This is a genomic window from Selenomonas sp. FC4001, assembly GCF_000701565.1.
In the GTDB taxonomy this organism is placed as follows: Bacteria; Bacillota; Negativicutes; order Selenomonadales; family Selenomonadaceae; genus Selenomonas_A; species Selenomonas_A ruminantium_B.
Genome location: NZ_JNJF01000004.1, coordinates 317,903 through 334,849, shown reverse-complemented (window position 1 = coordinate 334,849; position 16,947 = coordinate 317,903). Strand labels below are relative to the sequence as shown.

21 protein-coding genes are annotated in these 16,947 nt (G+C 50.4%); 19 read left to right on the top strand and 2 right to left on the bottom strand.

Going from position 1 to position 16,947, the window contains the following annotated elements; genetic code table 11:
- Positions 1 to 88 precede the first annotated feature (88 nt).
- The gene (gene mutY / locus T320_RS01665; RefSeq protein ID WP_037352319.1) at positions 89 to 1,195 is read right to left on the bottom strand and encodes an A/G-specific adenine glycosylase; all 1,107 of its coding nucleotides are present in this window, start codon (positions 1,193 to 1,195) and stop codon (positions 89 to 91) included.
- 369 nt (positions 1,196 to 1,564) lie between these two features.
- Here mutY and ilvN point away from each other — a divergent pair, with 369 nt between their 5' ends.
- From ilvN to T320_RS01575, 18 genes are all read left to right on the top strand, one after another.
- Positions 1,565 to 2,095, top strand: a complete 531-nt coding sequence (ilvN, locus tag T320_RS01660; protein WP_026760565.1) for an acetolactate synthase small subunit — start codon at positions 1,565 to 1,567, stop codon at positions 2,093 to 2,095.
- A complete protein-coding gene (gene ilvC, locus T320_RS01655) occupies positions 2,076 to 3,092 on the top strand; it encodes a ketol-acid reductoisomerase (RefSeq protein ID WP_026760566.1) in 1,017 nt (338 codons plus the stop codon). Before ilvN ends, ilvC begins: the two co-directional genes overlap by 20 nt.
- 127 nt (positions 3,093 to 3,219) lie before the next feature.
- Positions 3,220 to 4,482, top strand: coding sequence for a 3-isopropylmalate dehydratase large subunit (gene leuC, locus T320_RS01650; RefSeq protein ID WP_037352315.1), 1,263 nt, complete (start codon positions 3,220 to 3,222; stop codon positions 4,480 to 4,482).
- On the top strand, positions 4,482 to 4,970 hold the full coding sequence (locus T320_RS01645) for a 3-isopropylmalate dehydratase small subunit (RefSeq protein WP_026765401.1): 489 nt from the start codon (positions 4,482 to 4,484) through the stop codon (positions 4,968 to 4,970). The genes leuC and T320_RS01645 overlap by 1 nt, the downstream gene beginning before the upstream one ends.
- A gap of 12 nt (positions 4,971 to 4,982) precedes the next feature.
- Complete coding sequence (leuB, locus tag T320_RS01640; protein WP_037352558.1) at positions 4,983 to 6,050, top strand: 3-isopropylmalate dehydrogenase; 1,068 nt, start codon at positions 4,983 to 4,985, stop codon at positions 6,048 to 6,050.
- Between the two features lie 2 nt (positions 6,051 to 6,052).
- Entirely contained in the window at positions 6,053 to 7,717 is a 1,665-nt protein-coding gene (ilvB, locus tag T320_RS01635; RefSeq protein ID WP_037352312.1) for a biosynthetic-type acetolactate synthase large subunit, read from the top strand.
- A 129-nt stretch (positions 7,718 to 7,846) separates the two neighbouring features.
- The gene (locus T320_RS01630) at positions 7,847 to 8,260 is read left to right on the top strand and encodes a UPF0158 family protein (RefSeq protein WP_037352309.1); all 414 of its coding nucleotides are present in this window, start codon (positions 7,847 to 7,849) and stop codon (positions 8,258 to 8,260) included.
- Entirely contained in the window at positions 8,257 to 8,739 is a 483-nt protein-coding gene (locus tag T320_RS01625; RefSeq protein WP_026760572.1) for a hypothetical protein, read from the top strand. The genes T320_RS01630 and T320_RS01625 overlap by 4 nt, the downstream gene beginning before the upstream one ends.
- 66 nt (positions 8,740 to 8,805) lie before the next feature.
- Entirely contained in the window at positions 8,806 to 9,060 is a 255-nt protein-coding gene (locus T320_RS01620) for an IreB family regulatory phosphoprotein (RefSeq protein WP_026760573.1), read from the top strand.
- Positions 9,057 to 9,473, top strand: coding sequence for a Holliday junction resolvase RuvX (ruvX, locus tag T320_RS01615; protein ID WP_026760574.1), 417 nt, complete (start codon positions 9,057 to 9,059; stop codon positions 9,471 to 9,473). Before T320_RS01620 ends, ruvX begins: the two co-directional genes overlap by 4 nt.
- 45 nt (positions 9,474 to 9,518) lie before the next feature.
- Complete coding sequence (locus tag T320_RS01610; protein ID WP_026760575.1) at positions 9,519 to 9,848, top strand: DUF1292 domain-containing protein; 330 nt, start codon at positions 9,519 to 9,521, stop codon at positions 9,846 to 9,848.
- A gap of 75 nt (positions 9,849 to 9,923) precedes the next feature.
- Complete coding sequence (mltG, locus tag T320_RS01605; RefSeq protein WP_037352306.1) at positions 9,924 to 11,057, top strand: endolytic transglycosylase MltG; 1,134 nt, start codon at positions 9,924 to 9,926, stop codon at positions 11,055 to 11,057.
- A gap of 92 nt (positions 11,058 to 11,149) precedes the next feature.
- Positions 11,150 to 11,749, top strand: coding sequence for an O-methyltransferase (locus T320_RS01600; protein ID WP_051608529.1), 600 nt, complete (start codon positions 11,150 to 11,152; stop codon positions 11,747 to 11,749).
- Positions 11,746 to 12,978, top strand: coding sequence for a peptidase U32 family protein (locus T320_RS01595; RefSeq protein WP_037352304.1), 1,233 nt, complete (start codon positions 11,746 to 11,748; stop codon positions 12,976 to 12,978). Before T320_RS01600 ends, T320_RS01595 begins: the two co-directional genes overlap by 4 nt.
- Positions 12,979 to 13,366: 388 nt before the next feature.
- On the top strand, positions 13,367 to 13,648 hold the full coding sequence (locus tag T320_RS01590) for an acylphosphatase (RefSeq protein ID WP_037352302.1): 282 nt from the start codon (positions 13,367 to 13,369) through the stop codon (positions 13,646 to 13,648).
- Positions 13,649 to 13,660: 12 nt separating this feature from the next.
- Positions 13,661 to 14,098: a type II 3-dehydroquinate dehydratase gene (gene aroQ, locus T320_RS01585; RefSeq protein ID WP_026760580.1), complete on the top strand. Its 438-nt coding sequence runs from the start codon at positions 13,661 to 13,663 to the stop codon at positions 14,096 to 14,098.
- A gap of 23 nt (positions 14,099 to 14,121) precedes the next feature.
- The gene (locus T320_RS01580) at positions 14,122 to 15,201 is read left to right on the top strand and encodes a M24 family metallopeptidase (RefSeq protein WP_037352300.1); all 1,080 of its coding nucleotides are present in this window, start codon (positions 14,122 to 14,124) and stop codon (positions 15,199 to 15,201) included.
- 33 nt (positions 15,202 to 15,234) lie between these two features.
- Positions 15,235 to 15,936 carry an SIMPL domain-containing protein gene (locus T320_RS01575; protein WP_037352298.1) on the top strand — a complete coding sequence of 234 codons (702 nt, stop codon included), beginning with the start codon at positions 15,235 to 15,237 and terminating at the stop codon, positions 15,934 to 15,936.
- A 51-nt stretch (positions 15,937 to 15,987) separates the two neighbouring features.
- On the opposite strand, the gene T320_RS01570 is transcribed toward T320_RS01575, so the two are convergent.
- The gene (locus tag T320_RS01570) at positions 15,988 to 16,377 is read right to left on the bottom strand and encodes a hypothetical protein (RefSeq protein WP_037352295.1); all 390 of its coding nucleotides are present in this window, start codon (positions 16,375 to 16,377) and stop codon (positions 15,988 to 15,990) included.
- A 190-nt stretch (positions 16,378 to 16,567) separates the two neighbouring features.
- On the opposite strand from T320_RS01570, the gene T320_RS01565 reads away from it, so the two are divergent.
- Complete coding sequence (locus T320_RS01565; protein WP_026760584.1) at positions 16,568 to 16,828, top strand: hypothetical protein; 261 nt, start codon at positions 16,568 to 16,570, stop codon at positions 16,826 to 16,828.
- The last annotated feature ends 119 nt before the right edge of the window (positions 16,829 to 16,947 follow it).

Below are 16,947 nucleotides of genomic sequence, written 5' to 3'. Positions count from 1 at the left end.
CACCTCTCAAAAATTTATCAGTATCCCATATACATCTAATCCATTTGTTGATTTTATTCGTGTTCCGGCAGGAAATTCCTTCTTTTTATTATTTTTTTCTATAAATATATGGGAAATAATATTGAAAGGCCGAGGGCAGACTGTATCTTTCGGCAAGTTCCTCTGGGGTGACCCAGTTGAAGGGCAGTTTGTCTTCTGCTGCTGAAAGGCCAGAGGCGGGAACAAGCTCCACCAGCCAGCCGGAAAGCTGCCATTCCACATGAGAGAAAACATGTTTGGCGGCGGGCAGGGCTTGCAATTTTTTTGCCAGCAGTCCGTGTTCCTGCAGCCATGTTTTCACATCCCTCGTGGACAATTTGCCCGGCAGATTGGGAAATTCCCAGAGTCCCGCGAGCAGGCCCTTGGAAGGACGTTGATGGAGGGCGATGGCGTTGCCTTGTTTAAGCAGGAGAATGGTGTGTTTTTCCAGACGTCGCTGGCGGGGTGAACTTTTTAGGGGAAGTTCCAGTTCTAAGCCTTCGGCATGAGCCAGACAGATTTTTTCCAAGGGACAGCGAACGCAATGGGGAGCACTGTTCGGCAGGCAGATGGTGGCGCCTAAATCCATAAAGGCCTGATTGAGGTCACTGGCGGTCTTTCCTCCCGGATAATGTGGGGCAAGGGCCTGTTCCATGGCGGTCTTGACGGCGGGAAGGGCGATATCGGCGGATGAGGCCAGCGCGCGGGAAAGCACTCGCAGCACATTGCCATCCACTGCGGGCCAGGGCTGGCCAAAGGCAATGGAGCCGATGGCGCTGGCCGTGTAACGGCCAATGCCGGGTAGTTTCAGCAGTGCGCTGAAATCATCAGGGAGTTTACCATCATAATCTTCGGTGATGATGATCGCAGCTTTCTTGAGATTCCTTGCCCGTGAGTAGTAGCCTAGTCCCTGCCAAAGTTTCATAAGCCATTCATCATCAACATGGGCCAGAGCTTCAATGGTGGGGAGTGCTTCAAGAAAGCGTTCATAATAGGGAATTACGGCGGTAGCTCTGGTCTGCTGCAGCATGATTTCTGACAGCCAGGTATGGTAAGGTGTGGGAGAGGTACGCCAGGGTAGTTCCCTGTCACCGGCTTGTTGGCGGTACCAGCCTGGCAGCTCCTGCAGGATAGCGGGGATGATTTCCTGATGAGGGATGTTTATTTTTTGACGCAAGATAAGGTCCTTTCTGCAGTGCGAAAATCTTCTAATAATGGGGCTAATTTTATCATATGGGCCGCAATTTCTGCAAGATACAGTATTTGACATTAATTTTCGGAAAAAAGTAACAAGAAAATCTTTTTAATCTCTCGGTGTGGACAAAGGTGTAATATATACATGATTACTTTTAGCCTATGTTTGCTTATGGTGGAACAAAATGCAAAAAAACGACAAAAATGATTAAAAAAGTTACATAATACTGTTGACAAAAAACTTAATTCGCGCAATAATGTATACATATTTACAACATTACATGTTGAATGTACACGGTAATTGTGTTATGATGTTTGCGTGTGATGTACGATTCCAGAGGGGGATTGCAGGATGAAACATGTCTTGTCTGTGTTTGTGGAAAATCAGACTGGTGTGCTGGTCCGGGTTGTAAGTATGTTTTCCAGACGCGAATTCAATATCGACAGTCTCGCAGTTGGCGTGACGGAGAAAGAAGGGTATTCGCGCATCACGGTGGTGATTCACGGCGATGAAGATCTCATTGAGCAGATCATCAAGCAGCTCGAGAAAATGCCCGTGGTGCAGGCCGTACAGCGGCTGGATGAGAAAAACGCAGTCTGCCGGGGGATGACGTTGATTAAGGTCAAGGCAAATGACACGAATCGTCTGGATGTTCTGAAGATGGCGGAACTTTTCCGTGCCCATGTTGTGGATGTGGACAGTTCCATGGTCATTTTCGAACTGACAGGCAGTGATGACAAGGTGACGGCTTTCTTGAATCTCATTAAGCCGTACGGTATCGCTGAGGTCATTCGCACCGGTCTTATCGCGCTGGAACGCGGTGAACATACAATTTATGAACATTGTGAGGAGAGAGAGTACTATGGCAAAAACTTATTATGATCAGGATGCGAATTGGGAAGTTCTGAATGGGAAAAAAGTTGCAATCATTGGCTATGGCAGCCAGGGTCATGCACATGCCCTGAACCTCAAGGAAAGCGGCGTGGATGTCGTAGTTGGCCTTTATGAAGGTTCCAAGTCCAAAAAGGTTGCCGAAGAACATGGTCTGACTGTCAAGAATGTAGCTGATGCAGTTAAAGAAGCAGACATTACCATGATCCTGATTCCGGATGAGAAGCAGTCTGATGTCTACAAGAATGAGATTGCTCCGAATCTGAAAGATGGCAGTGCTCTTGCTTTCGCTCATGGCTTTAACATTCATTATCAGCAGATTGTTCCGCCCGCTAATGTGGACGTGTTCATGGTGGCTCCGAAAGGCCCCGGTCATCTCGTTCGCCGTACTTATACGGAAGGTTCCGGTGTTCCGGCTGTGTTCGCTGTTCATCAGGATGCTTCCGGCAAGTGCTTTGACATCGCGCTGGCTTATGCCAAAGGTCTGGGCGCTACGCGTTCCGGTGTTCTGCAGACGACCTTCCGCGATGAAACGGAAGAAGACCTCTTCGGTGAGCAGGCTGTTCTCTGCGGCGGTGTTTGCCAGCTGATGCAGACGGGCTTTGAAGTTCTCGTTGAAGCAGGTTATCCGCCCGAAATGGCATATTTTGAATGCTTCCATGAAATGAAGCTCATCGTTGACCTCTGCTATGAAGGCGGCTTCACGAAGATGCGCAAGTCCATCTCCGATACGGCTGAATACGGTGACTACATGGTAGGCCCGCGCATCATCACGGAAGAAACCAAGAAGGAAATGAAGAAAGTTCTGAAAGAAATTCAGGATGGTACCTTCGCCCGCAACTGGCTGCTCGAAAACCGTGCTGCTGGCCGTGCTAACTTCATGGCTCAGCGCCGTCTCCATTCGGAACATCAGATTGAAAAGGTCGGTAAGGAGCTCCGCAATATGATGCCCTGGCTCAGAGATGCAGCTGACCTGTCCAAAGACTAAGTCAAAACCTCTGTTTTAGCAGGAATATGTCCATTTAAGTCGAATGTTTTAATTAAACAGTTGTGAGAAGCCTTCCCCTTCCACCTAACGGGAAGGCTTTTCTTGTAGATAACGGGAGAGTGAGAGCATGGGTATGACGATGAGCGAGAAGATTCTCGCCAAACATGCAGGGCTGGAGCGCGTGGAAGCGGGACAGCTTGTGACCTGTAAACTGGATATGGTGCTGGCCAACGATATTACGGCGCCGCCGTCCATCAAAATCTTTGAAAGTATTGGCCGTCCGGTTTTTGATAATGAAAAAATCGCTTTGGTGCCCGACCATTTCCAGCCGGCAAAGGATATCAAGTCCGCAGAACTGGCGAAAATCGTGCGGGATTTTGCCGTCAAGCATAAGATTGTGCATTACTTCGAGCAGGGGCGTGTGGGCATTGAGCATGTTATCCTGCCGGAACAGGGTATTGTGGCGCCGGGCATGCTGACCATTGGCGCGGATTCCCATACCTGCACCTATGGCGCAGTCAACGGTTTTGCCACGGGCGTGGGCTCCACGGATTTGGGGGCGGCCATGGCCACGGGCGAAGCCTGGTTCAAGGTGCCGCAGGCCATTAAGGTTGAACTTACGGGCTCGAAGCCTGCCGGTATCAGCGGCAAGGATGTTATCCTGACGCTTATCGGTCAGATTGGCGTGGATGGTGCGCTTTATAAGTCGTTGGAATTTGCCGGCGAAGGCGTGAAATCGCTGACCATGACGGACAGGCTTACGATTTCCAATATGGCGATTGAGGCCGGCGGCAAGGCAGGTATCTTCCCCTATGATGAAATCACGGCGGAATATGTCAAAGAACGCGTAAAGAAACCGTTTGAGCCGGTGGCTGCTGATGATGACGCCGTTTACTGTCAGGTCGTGAAAATTGACTTGTCAACTTTGAAACCGGTTGTGGCCTTCCCGCATCTGCCGGGCAATACCAAGCGGGTTGAGGATATCAAAGAGCCGATTGCCATTCAGCAGGTGATTATCGGTTCCTGCACCAATGGCCGTCTGGAAGATTTGCAGATTGCCGCGGAAGTATTCAAAGGGCATAAGGTAGCAGATGGTGTGCGCTGCATCGTAATTCCGGGCAGCCCTGCCGTATATAAAGAAGCCATGAAGCGTGGCTATATTGATATCTTTATTGACGCGGACTGTGCGGTTTCCACACCAACCTGCGGGCCGTGCCTGGGCGGTTATATGGGAATTATGGCGGCTGGTGAGAAATGCGTTTCCACTACCAACCGCAATTTCCGTGGCCGCATGGGTCATGTGGATAGTGAAGTTTACTTAGCTGGCCCTCATGTGGCGGCGGCAAGTGCAATCTTGGGCAGAATTGCCACGGCAGAGGAGGTACAGTGATGAAGTTAGAAGGAAAAGTTTGGCGTTATGGGGATAATATTGATACGGACGTCATTATCCCGGCAAGATACTTGAATACTTTTGACCCCAAGGAACTGGCCAGCCACTGCATGGTGGATATTGACGAAAGTTTTGCGGGTAACGTACAGGAAGGCGATATCATGGTGGGCGGCCGCAACTTTGGCTGCGGCTCCTCACGCGAGCATGCGCCGGTAGCCATCAAGGCCAGTGGGATTCCTGTGGTCATTGCGGCCAGCTTTGCGCGGATTTTCTACCGCAATGGCATCAATATCGGCCTGCCGCTGCTCGAAATCGGTGATGATGTGGAAAAAATCCATGCCGATGATAAACTGCAGGTGGATGTGACGACGGGCGAAATCAAGAATCTCACCACGGGTGATGTGTTCCATGCCCATCCCCTGCCGGGCTTTGTGCAGGAGATTGCCGAAGCGGGCGGTCTGATTGAATACATCAAGAAGAAAGGGTAAGTGTGGTTACTTATGGCATATAATATTACGGTTATTCCCGGTGACGGCATTGGCAAGGAAATCACCGATGGTGCAGTGGAAGTGCTGAAAGCTGCCGATAAGAAATTCGGTTTAGGACTTAGCTTTGCTTACCATGATGCCGGCGGAACGGCTTATGATAAATTCGGCACGCCCTTGCCGCAGGAAACCATTGATGCCTGCAAGGCGTCAGACGGCGTACTGTTCGGCGCTGTGGGCGGCGACAAATGGGATAAGGTAGACCCGGCTAAGCGCCCGGAAAAGGCCATTTTGGGCTTGCGCAAGGAATTGGGGCTTTATGCCAATCTGCGTCCGGTCAAGGTAGCCGATGCCCTGATTGAGTATTCGCCGTTAAAGCCGGAACTCGTGCGCGGGGCTGACCTTGTTATCGTCCGCGAACTTATCGGCGGTATTTATTTTGGTGAGAAGTGCGAATCTGAACAGCATAATGGTGCAGAGCGTGCCTGGGATTTGGAAAACTATTCCGTACCCGAAGTGGAGCGCATTGCCAAACTCGCCTTTGAAACGGCCAAGCTGCGCCGCGGCAAGGTGACGTCCGTTGACAAGTCAAATGTGCTGGCTACTTCCCGCCTCTGGCGCAGAACGGTCGAAAAAGTAGCCAAGGATTATCCGGAAGTGGAGTGCAACAATCTCTATGTGGATAACTGCGCTATGCAGATTGCCGTAAAGCCGACGCAGTTTGATGTTATCGTGACGGGCAATCTCTTTGGCGATATTCTTTCCGATGAAGCGGCTGTGGTCGGCGGTTCCATCGGCATGCTGCCTTCGGCCTCCATCGGCGAATGTACGAGTCTTTACGAGCCGATTCATGGCAGCGCGCCGGATATTGCGGGCAAGGGCATTGCCAATCCGATTGGCACGATTCTGTCGGCGGCCATGCTGCTCAGGTATTCCCTGCATGAGGAAGCCGCAGCCGATGCCATTGAAGCAGCTGTGGACAAGGCGCTTGCCGAAGGTTATCGCACGCCGGATTTGTGGAAGGACGGCTTTACCAAGGTCAATACTTCTGAAATGACCAAAATCATCAGCGAGAGGGTGTAATTATGAACGGAGCACAGGCAGTCGTAGCATGTTTAAAAGAACAGGGCGTCGATACGGTGTTTGGCTATCCCGGGGGGATGATTCTGCCTTTATACGACGCTTTATATGATAGCAAGGAGATAAAGCAGGTTCTCGTGACCCACGAGCAAAATGCCGCCCACGCCGCTGACGGCTATGCCCGTGCTTCGGGAAAAGTTGGCGTCTGTATCGCAACTTCCGGTCCGGGGGCCACGAATCTTGTGACAGGTCTGGCCACGGCCTTTATGGATTCCATTCCCGTGGTGGCGATTACCGGACAGGTGGACACGGCGCTATTGGGCCGCGACGCCTTTCAGGAAACGGATATTCTCGACGTGACCATGCCGATTACCAAGCATAACTACAAGGTAAAGGACGCCAAGATTCTGGTGGACACGATAAGAGAAGCCTTTGCCTTGGCGAAAAAGGGCCGGCCCGGCCCCGTGCTTGTGGATGTGCCGCGGGATTTGTTCTTCGAGGAAGTCACCTGGAAGGATGTTGTTGAACAACCGAAAAAAGCGGGCAAGCCTGATGCAGATTTCCTGATTTGTGCAGCCGAAGCCGCGCAGGAAATCGTCAAGGCACAGAAACCGGTGGTCATTGTCGGTGGCGGCGTGATTTCGGCTGGAACCACGGCTGAAGTTACAGCCTTTGTGGAAAAGTACCATCTGCCGGTGGCCCATACTTTGATGGGCCTGGGGGCAATTCCTAGAGAACATCCGCAGTCCTTGGGCTTTGCCGGGATGCATGGCGAAAAGGCCGCCAATCACGCCATTGCGGCGGCAGATTTAATCATTGCCATTGGCAGCCGCTTCGGCGACCGACAGACCGGCAATGTCAAGAAGTACACGCAGGATACGAAATTTATCCATATCGATATTGACCCTGCGGAAATTGATAAGAACATCGGCAACAGCCTGGGGCTGGCTGGCGATATGAAGGTTATTTTGAACCTGTTGATGAAGCAGGAGGCCACGGGCAATTTGGACGAATGGTGGCAGCAGATTCAGGGCTGGCAGGAAACTTATGATTATGACTACCATGTGAACCGGCTGACGGTTCCCTGGGCTTTGCATCAGGTGGCAAAAAACACCAAGGGCAAGCCCTATGCCTTTGCAACTGATGTAGGTCAGCATCAGATGTGGGCGGCTCTGCATTTGCGCATTGAAGAACCGCGCACCTGGCTGACTTCGGGCGGCCTTGGCACGATGGGCTTTGGCCTGCCGGCGGCGATGGGGGCGCAGATGTACTATGGCGCGAGCCGTCGCGTTATCCATGTGGCCGGTGACGGCGGCATCAAGATGACGGGTAATGAGTTTTATACCATCGCCCGCCTGCAGCTGCCGGTGATTTCGCTGATTGTCAACAACACCAGCTTGGGCATGATTCGCCAGTTGCAGAAGGTCATGTATAAGGAAAGATATATCGCCTGTGAATTTGACTATCAGATGGATTATGCCGCCTATGCCGGAAGTTTTGGCATCAAGGCAGAAACGGTTTCCACTCAGGAGGAATTTGCCGAAGCCCTGAACCGAGCTTTGGAGGACAAAGACCATCCGCGGGTCATCGTGCTCAATGTATGGCGCAGCTTCGTAGAGCCTATGATAAAGGGCGGGGCGCGCATTGATGAGTTTGTAGAATTTAAGTAAGTCTCCAAGAGGAGCTTGCCGCTTAAACGGCAGGTTCCTCTTTTTAATGTGCTTTCTTTGACGGCTCTTGCTTTTTTAGGCAAAATGATGGAAAATATACATACATGACAAGCGGAGGTACAACAGAGCATGAAAGTAAATTTACAGGAACTGGCCAAGGCGCTCGCCCAGTCGGACATGCACCAGGGCTATATCGATATTGAAAGCGGCAGAATCATCCTCATGCAGGATGATTTGGGTGAGGAGGAAGCCCTTAATCATGTCTTTGAGATTGAGGACGATTGGGAGCATTACATTCCACTGCCCAATGCCGTGGACAGCGAGGAACACAATCTGATGGAAACTTTCGCCGCTGCCCAGCGGGAGGATGTGAAGGAGCGCCTGCAGGAAATTCTGCAGAAGTCTGGTGCTCAGATAAAATTCCGTCAGCAGATTAAACATCTGTTGTTAAAGCCGGCCTGGGAGAAGTTTCAGCAGGAATACTTCCTCAATGTGGCTCGGGACTACTGCGAAGAAAATGATTTGGAGTATGAGGAACAATGACAGTAATGGTACAATGTTACGGGATTTTCTGGCTGATGACTTCCATTGCTTCTTTGAAGATGGTGATGGACCGGCTGGGTTCTGCCGAGGATGATGAAGTGCAGAAGGAACAGCGGGATGAACTGGAAGCCATGGGCAAGATGTTTTCCGGGGAATTTATCAGCCGCATGTTCATCATGATTGGGGCATTGCTGCTGGTCTTTGACTGCGTGGGACTTTTTCTTGCTTATCAGTATGTGGAGTTTCGTCCCTGGCAGCTGGCCGTATTCTATATTTCCATTGCGGCTTTGACCGGGGACTTGGCGCATAATATTTACCGTTACAGGGGGCTGCGGGCGGAAGGCGCCGATGTGTCTGCCATTTTGACGGAAAGCATTGACGACCTGACCTCCGGTTGGAATATCCTGACCTTGATTGCCATTGGCGGCAAATTGATTTTAGGGGTTCTTTTGGTACTTTGGACGGTGTTTCCGTACTAAATTAGTAGGAATTATGGCTGAAATGTGGTATCATATAAGATAGTAAACATATCAGGGGGGATTCTCATGGTTAGTGAAGAAACTATGATGTTTAAGATGGGCGGCGAGGAAAACAAAGCCGAGACGATAATCCGTCAGGCCAGTGCCGCCATGGAAGAAAAGGGCTATAACCCCGTCAATCAGCTGGTAGGCTACCTGCTGTCCGGCGACCCGGCCTATGTGACCAGCTACAAGGAGGCCCGGAGCCTTATCCGCAAGCTGGAACGAGATGAATTGTTGGAGGAACTGGTACGTTCCTATTTGGAGAAACTTAAAGCATGAAACGATATATGTCCTTAGACATTGGTGACCGTACGGTGGGGATTGCCGTAAGTGATTTGCTGGGCCTCACGGCTCAGGGCGTGGAGACCATCCGCCGGGGAGAACTGGAAGATGACCTCAACCGCCTCGATGAACTCATTGCGCAGTACGAAGTGGATGAGCTCGTATCCGGCTATCCCAAGAATATGAACGGCACGGAAGGGGAACGCTGCCAGATTGTGAAGGATTTTATGGCAGAGGTTTCCAAGCGTCACCCGGATTTGCCGGTGCATTTCTGGGATGAGCGTCTTTCCACTGTGGCGGCCACCCGTTCTCTTATTGAAGCGGACGTGTCCCGCAAGAAGCGGCGCAAGGTCATCGACAAGATGGCGGCGGTATTTATCTTGCAGGGCTGGCTTGACAGTCTTCATTAAGATAGGATAGAATGAATTATTGAATAAATTATCGAGGTGAATCAAATGGCTAAAAAAGAAGATATGCAGGAAGAAGAAGGCGTTGTTGTTGTCATGACCGATGAGGATGGCAACGAATACTATTACGAGGAAGAAATGATTATCCCCGTAGGCGACGAGAAATACGCTCTCTTAATTGGCATTCATAACGACGAAGATGGTCATGACCACTGCGGTTGCGGCTGTGGCTGTGAAGATGAGGAAGAAGATGTCATCATCGCCAAAATCGTCAAGGGTGCTGACGGCGAAGACGAGTACGTGGAGCCCACCGATGAGGAATTCGAGGCGGTACAGAAAGCCTACGATGCTCTGGTTGAAGAATCGGAACAAGAGTAAATAGGTAGGAACTGCCATTCAGTTTGCGGATGGCAGTTTTTATTTTGCCAAAAATAGAAGACAGGAGATGTTGGCGTGGGGGATTTGCTTGCCAAAATCGGGGAGTTAAAGGATAAGCTGGGAAAATGGCTGAACGGTGAAGATGTCAGCCTGGGAAATATCAATGACGGCATGAAGAAGGGCACGACTTTTTTCAAGAGCCTGACCTGGAAATATTGGACGGCCATCGGGGCCGCTTTTGTGGTGGTTATCGCTTTGGGCGTGTTTTTGTCTTTGGGGACGGCGGATAAGGCGGCGCCTAAGAATCTGGACCCCAATCAGACCATTTTCCTTTCGGTCAAAAAGGGCATGAGTGCCAGTGACATCACCGATGAGCTCTTGAAGCATGGCATTATCACCAACAAAAAAGCTTTCTGGCTGCAGGTGAAGAAAAGCGATGCGGCAGATAAGTTTAAGACGGGCACCTATGCTTTCAAGCCCAACACGCCGCCGGAGGAAATCATCAATAAGCTGGTGAACGGAGAAACAACCCAGGTTAAGTTCACCATTCCCGAAGGGTTCGGGGTCAAGGAAATCGCCAAGCGCCTCAGTGATGAAGGTTTGGTGGACGAGGATGAATTCTTGCGCAAGGCCAAGGATTTTGCCCCTTATAGCTATATCAAGCGGGACAAAGATATTCGTTATGCCTGCGAGGGCTTTTTATTCCCCGATACCTATGTGCTCCATGATGACCCGTCGGTGGATGGAATACTCAAGATGATGGCCGAGGATATGGATAACCGGCTGACGCCCAAAATGCGGAAGCGGGCGGCGGAGATGAACCTCTCCATCCATGAGCTGATTACGCTGGCCTCACTGGTGGAAAAGGAAGCCATGTACGAAGAAGACCGGCCCATTATCGCGCAGGTGTTCTTCAAGCGGCTGAAAATCGGCATGCCCTTGCAGACGGATACCACGATTCAGTATCTCTTGGATGCGCCCAAAGAGGATGTGAGCATCAAGGATACGAAGATTGAGTCTCCTTACAATACGTATCAGATTAAGGGCCTGCCCCCCGGACCGATTGCCAGCCCGGGCATGGCAGCTATCGAGGCGGTACTCTATCCTGCCGATACGGATTATCTCTACTTTGTGGCGGACCGAAAAGGTCATAATCATTACTCAAAAACCTACGCTGAACATCAGCAGATTGTAGAACAGGTTAGATAGCCTTCCCCTTGAGGGGGCGAGAAATCGCGGGAGTCCAGTGGACTCCCAGGGCTGTGTCAGCACGAAGTGCTGACGGATGAGGTGGAAGGAACTTGGACGAATTATTACGGGAGATGGAGGGCTACGCGGCTCTCCATCATGTTCCCATTATCAATGAACGCGGGCGGCAGGCCTTTCTGCAGGTTGTGCAGGAGGCAAAGCCCCATCGTGTACTCGAAATCGGCACAGCCATCGGCTATTCAAGCCTGCTCATGGCGAAAAATGGTGCCGCAGATATTGAAATCACGACATTAGAACTCAGTGACGAACGGATAAAGACGGCACAGGGCTATATTGACCGGTCAGCATACGCTGACCGGATTCATATTATGGGCGGTGACGCGGCAGAAAATCTATTAAAGCTGCAATTGACCGGTCAAAAATTTGACTTTGTGTTTATTGACGCGGCGAAAGGTCAGTATGTGGACTATTTCCACAAGATACAGCCAATGCTCGCCGATAAGGCGGTGATTCTGGCGGATAATGTGCTGTTTCGCGGCTATGTCAAGGGCGATGTGCCCACGCCCCGGCGGTTTAAGACGATTGTCAAACGCCTGCGGGAGTATATTGAGCTGGTCAGCCAGCCGCCCTATGTAACGGAAATACTGGAAAACGGCGATGGTCTCGCCGTCACGAGGAGATTGGATACATGATAAAGAAACCTGAACTCCTGGCACCTGCCGGGAATTTGGAAAAGATGAAAATGGCAGTTCTCTATGGTGCCGATGCGGTCTACTTAGGCGGCAAGGCCTTTGGCTTGCGTGCCTTTGGCGGCAATTTCACCTATGAGGAACTGAAGGAAGCTGTGGACTTTGCCCATGCGCGCGGTAAGAAGGTCTATGTGACGGTCAATATCTTCCCGCATAACAGCGATATGGAAAAACTGCCGGATTATCTGCGCTATTTGCAGGAAATTAACGTAGATGCCCTGCTTGTGGCCGATTTGGGCGTATTTATGCTTTGCCGCAAGCTGATTCCGAATATGGAACTCCACATCAGCACGCAGGCGAACAATACCAACTGGGCGACGGTTAATGCCTGGAAGGATTTGGGGGCTAAACGCGTTGTGCTGGCTCGCGAAATGAGCCTTAACGAAATTCGCGAAATCCGCGAGAAATGTGATGTGGATTTGGAAATGTTTATGCATGGGGCCATGTGTATTTCCTATTCCGGCCGCTGCCTGCTGTCCAATTACTTTACGGGCCGCGATTCCAACCGCGGTAGCTGTGCCCAGTCCTGCCGCTGGAAGTATGCGCTGGTCGAGGAAACCCGTCCGGGCAAATACTTCCCCATTGAGGAAGATGACCGGGGCACGTATATCATGAACTCCAAGGATATGTGCCTGATGCCGCATATCAAAGACGTAATCGAAAGCGGCGTGGACAGCCTCAAAATCGAAGGCCGTATGAAGAGTGTCCATTATGCCGCCAGTGTCACGAAGGCTTATCGTTTGGCTATTGACAGCTACTTTGCTGACACGGAGAATTTTACGGTCAAAAAGGAATGGATGGACGAGCTTGAAAAGGTTTCCCATCGGGCTTATACTACGGGATTCTACTATCATCAGCCCGATGCGGATGACCAGATTTACGGCAAGACGTCCTATGACCAGACTTCGGATTTCGTGGGGCTGGTGCGCTCTTATGATGCGGCGACCGGTTACGCTGTCGTGGAACAGCGCAACAATATGAAGGTGGGGCAGGAGATTGAAGTCTTCCAGCCGACAGGGCCGCTTTATCGGCAGAAGATTACCTCGATGATTGATAATGAGACGAATGAGGAAATCTCGGTGGCTCCGCATCCACAGCAGATTATACGGATGAAGATGGAACAGCCGGTAGAAGAGTACACAATCTTGCGGCGGGATATTATTGCTAAGTAGTACCGTTGAAGGCGCGCGGCGGGGACAGTTGCCATCGTCCGCTAAGGCAGGGAGCTAAACTTGTCTTTTGCCTTTAATTAAGTATCGTGAAAAGCAAAAATTCGCGTTGCTCAAACAATATGCTTTTCGCGATAGGGCAGCGGTATGGCAAAAAACAAGTTCTTAACGCTCCCTGCCAACGCTGCCGCTGCCAACTGCCCCCGCCGCGCTTATTGCCAACATTATTTGTAGGCAATAAACGAAAAGTCTTCCCCTTGAGGGGAAGGGGGACCGCAACGCGGTGGATGAGGTGTTCCCCCATCATAATCTGATAGTTTACATTCGTTTACGAAAATAGTACAATATAGCTTGAGATTTGTAATGTTGCAGCTTGGAGGAGGTAATTATCATGGCAGATTTAGTTCGTTATTTTGGCACGGCTACAGGAACGGTGCAGGGAGTGGGTTTTCGGATGTTTGTGCAGCAGAATGCAATGAATCTTGGCATTACCGGCTGGGTGAAGAATATGTCCGATGGCACAGTAACCATGGAACTGCAGGGGCCGCAGGCGGCTATTGACCGTTTGGAGGCTATTATCCGCGAGGGTAATTACTTTATCAAGGTGCAGAGTTTTGGCTTGGAAGTTCGCGATGTTATCGCTATGGAACAGCGTTTTGAAATTCACTACTAAGGGGGCGGACAGATGCACAAAGTATTGGTATTAAATGGGCCGAATCTTAATCTTTTAGGAACGCGTGAGCCGGAGATTTACGGCAGCACCACTTTGCAGGACATTGAAGAAATGCTGCAAAAGCGGGGGCAGGAGGCAGGTATTGAAGTTGACTGTTTCCAGTCCAATCACGAGGGCGTGTTGGTGGACAAGATTCAGGCGGCGCGCGGCGTGTATGATTACATCATCTTTAATGCGGCGGCGTTTACCCATTACAGCATTGCCCTGCGGGATGCGATTGCGGCAGTGGAAGTGCCGCTTATTGAGGTGCATATCTCCAATATCCACAAGCGGGAGGAGTTCCGGCATAATTCGGTGCTGGCACCTGTCGCTATGGGACAGATATGTGGACTGGGCGTAGAAAGCTATTTGGCAGCGCTCGAAGCCATTATCTATAAATTGAAGAAATAAGTTTATCAGGAGTTGACCCATTTATGAAGGAAAGTCGTTTGCAGGCGTTACGCGCTGTATTAGCTGAAAAAGGTTTGGACGCAGTAATCATTACGAAGTATGTAAATCTGCATTATTTCAGCGGCTTCCGTGGTGATGATACCACGTTGGTTATTGGTATGAACGATGCCATGCTGATTACGGACAGCCGTTATACGGAGCAGGCTGGTCAGCAGGCGCCGCTTTTTGAGATTGTGGAACAGAAGGATGGTTTGCTGGCTAAGACTGCCGAATGCGTGAAGAAGATTGGCGCCAAGAAAGTTGGCTTTGAAGGCAATGCCATTATTTATGATTACTATGCCAAACTGGGCGAGCTGCTGGATGGCTGTGAATTCAATACGCCGTTGAAGCTGGATACCCTGCGCCAGATTAAGGACGCAGAGGAAATTGAAAATATCCGCAAGGCTTGCGAGATTGTGGACATTGCTTTTGCCGATATGCTGACGTATATCCGTCCGGGTATGACGGAAGTGCAGGCGGCGGCGCATCTGGAAAACTGCATGCGTGAAAACGGCTCGGAAGGTCCGTCCTTCACGACCATTATGGCCTCTGGCGTGCGTGGCAGCTTGCCGCATGGCATTGCTACGGACAAGGTCATCAACGAAGGCGAGTTTGTCACCATGGACTTTGGTGCGTTCTTTGGCGGTTATGCTTCGGATATCACGCGTACCATCTGCATGGGCAAGGCGGATGAAAAACAGCGCAAGATTTATAAGGCTGTTTTGGAATCCCAGCTGCTGGGCTTGAGCAAGATTAAGCCGGGCGTATCGGGGAAATCTGTTCACGAAGCGGTGCAGGCAAATCTGGCGAAGTATGACTTGGCGCAGTATTTTGGCCATGGCTTGGGTCATAGCCTTGGTCTGGAAATCCATGAAGAACCGCGTCTGTCCTTAAAGAGCACCTGTGAAGCTTTGCAGCCGGGAATGCTGGTAACGGATGAACCGGGCGTATATCTGCCGGGCTGGGGCGGTCTGCGCATTGAAGATACGGTGCTCGTAACGGAAACAGGCTGTGAGCCCTTGACCAAGGCACCGAAGGAACTTATTGAACTTGGTGTACGTTAAGTGAAAGATTTTCCTATATGGGAGGTTGTTTCCATGAAATTAGCTAAGTTATTTACGGCGCTATTGGCGTTGGCACTTTTTTGTTCGCCGGTGGCTTTGGCTGCAGAGGAACTGCCCGTGCTGTCTGTGGACGGGCAGGGCAGTGCGGCGGTTGTGCCTGACCAGGCGGTGCTGACTTTGGGGGTAACATCCCAGGCCCGCAGTGCCAATCAGGCGCAGGCGGAAAACGCCCAGAAATCCATGGCCATTACGCAGGCGTTGAAGCAGATGGGCGTGGCTGGCGCTGATATCAAGAGTCAGCAATATTCCTTCCATCCCAACTACAGCAATGCGGAAAAGCGCGGCCGGGAAATCAGCAGCTACACGGCCAGTCATTCCCTGCGGGTCAATATCCGCGACATTGCCAAAGCGGGCAGAATTATTGATGCGGCGCTGAATGCCGGAGCCAATGAAGTCAATTCTCTGCAGTTTTCTCTGAGCAATCAGAGTGCCGCCCGCAAGGAAGCATTAGGTGCTGCTATCGCCGATGCACGGGACAAGGCGGATATCATCGCCCAGGGCCTTGGTCGTCATATTGTAGGCATCAAGAACGTCTCGGAGAGTACGGATTATATAGAAGCCCGTTCCTATGACAGAAATATGCTGTTGGCTTCCAAAGCCGCAGCTACGAATATTGAGCCAGGAACATTGGATTTTAATGCCCGGGTACATATTGAATATCTGTTGAGCAAATAAACAAAAGCCGTTAAGGTCACCAAGATGAACCTTAACGGCTTTTTTGACATGTCAAATATGCAGGTAATTCATGCACTTCATCGTGAGTTCTTTTGCATCATCATTTTTATGCTGGCCAAGGTAATTCAGTGTGCATACATATAGGAAAGAAGTGATGGGGACGAAGCGGCGGCCCTTGTGAAAGTTTCCCCAGAGCAGCAGTTTTTGATATATTTTTTCTATATCATCATAAGTAATATTGTGCTTCTCTATGATGCGACGCAGTTTGTAATCCTGCTGGCAGTAGGCGTAGATTTCTTCCAGCAGTTCCTTATTCTGCAGGTCATCCCGGTACTTTTCAATCAGGTGGCTGTTCATGTTGGAACGGCGCAGGCTGTGGCGCATTTCCAGCAGGAAGATAATGGATAATATAGCTATCAGCAGAATAAAAAAGTATGACATGGCTATCACCTCGTTAATTTCTCTCTATGCTAGTTTAGCACAGCTCAGGGGAAAATACGAGGGTTTGACAACACGAAAGAAAACTGTTATGATTACTGACATCTCGTTTTCTGTGGGAGGAAAACGGGTTGGGATAAAATATAATTTTTTTACTGTAAGGTTTTAGGGATTAGTAAGGAGAGTTTTAACAATGAAAAATCTTGAATGGTGTGACCTGGCTGAGCGTTTCTATGCTTTTAAGACGGTAGCTGACCGTCTGGGCTTCTATGTACCGGAAACTGCTGGTATGGAAGCAAGTCTTTATGAGTGCCGTCCCTTTGTGGCAGATGCTGAAGTAGCAGGCAAGATTCGCACGCTGAACGAAGGCAAGGCTCTGAACATCGACTTCAGCGAGCTGATGGGCGCTGAATCGCCGGTTTACGACGACAACGACGAGCTGGCTCACGCTTAATTCATATTCATTTTGCTTCACTATGGATAAGGGACGCAATGTGTGGTATAATTCATACGTTGCGTCCTTTTTTATATTAAGATAGGATAGCAGATTATTTGTGGCATGGCTGGGCTGTG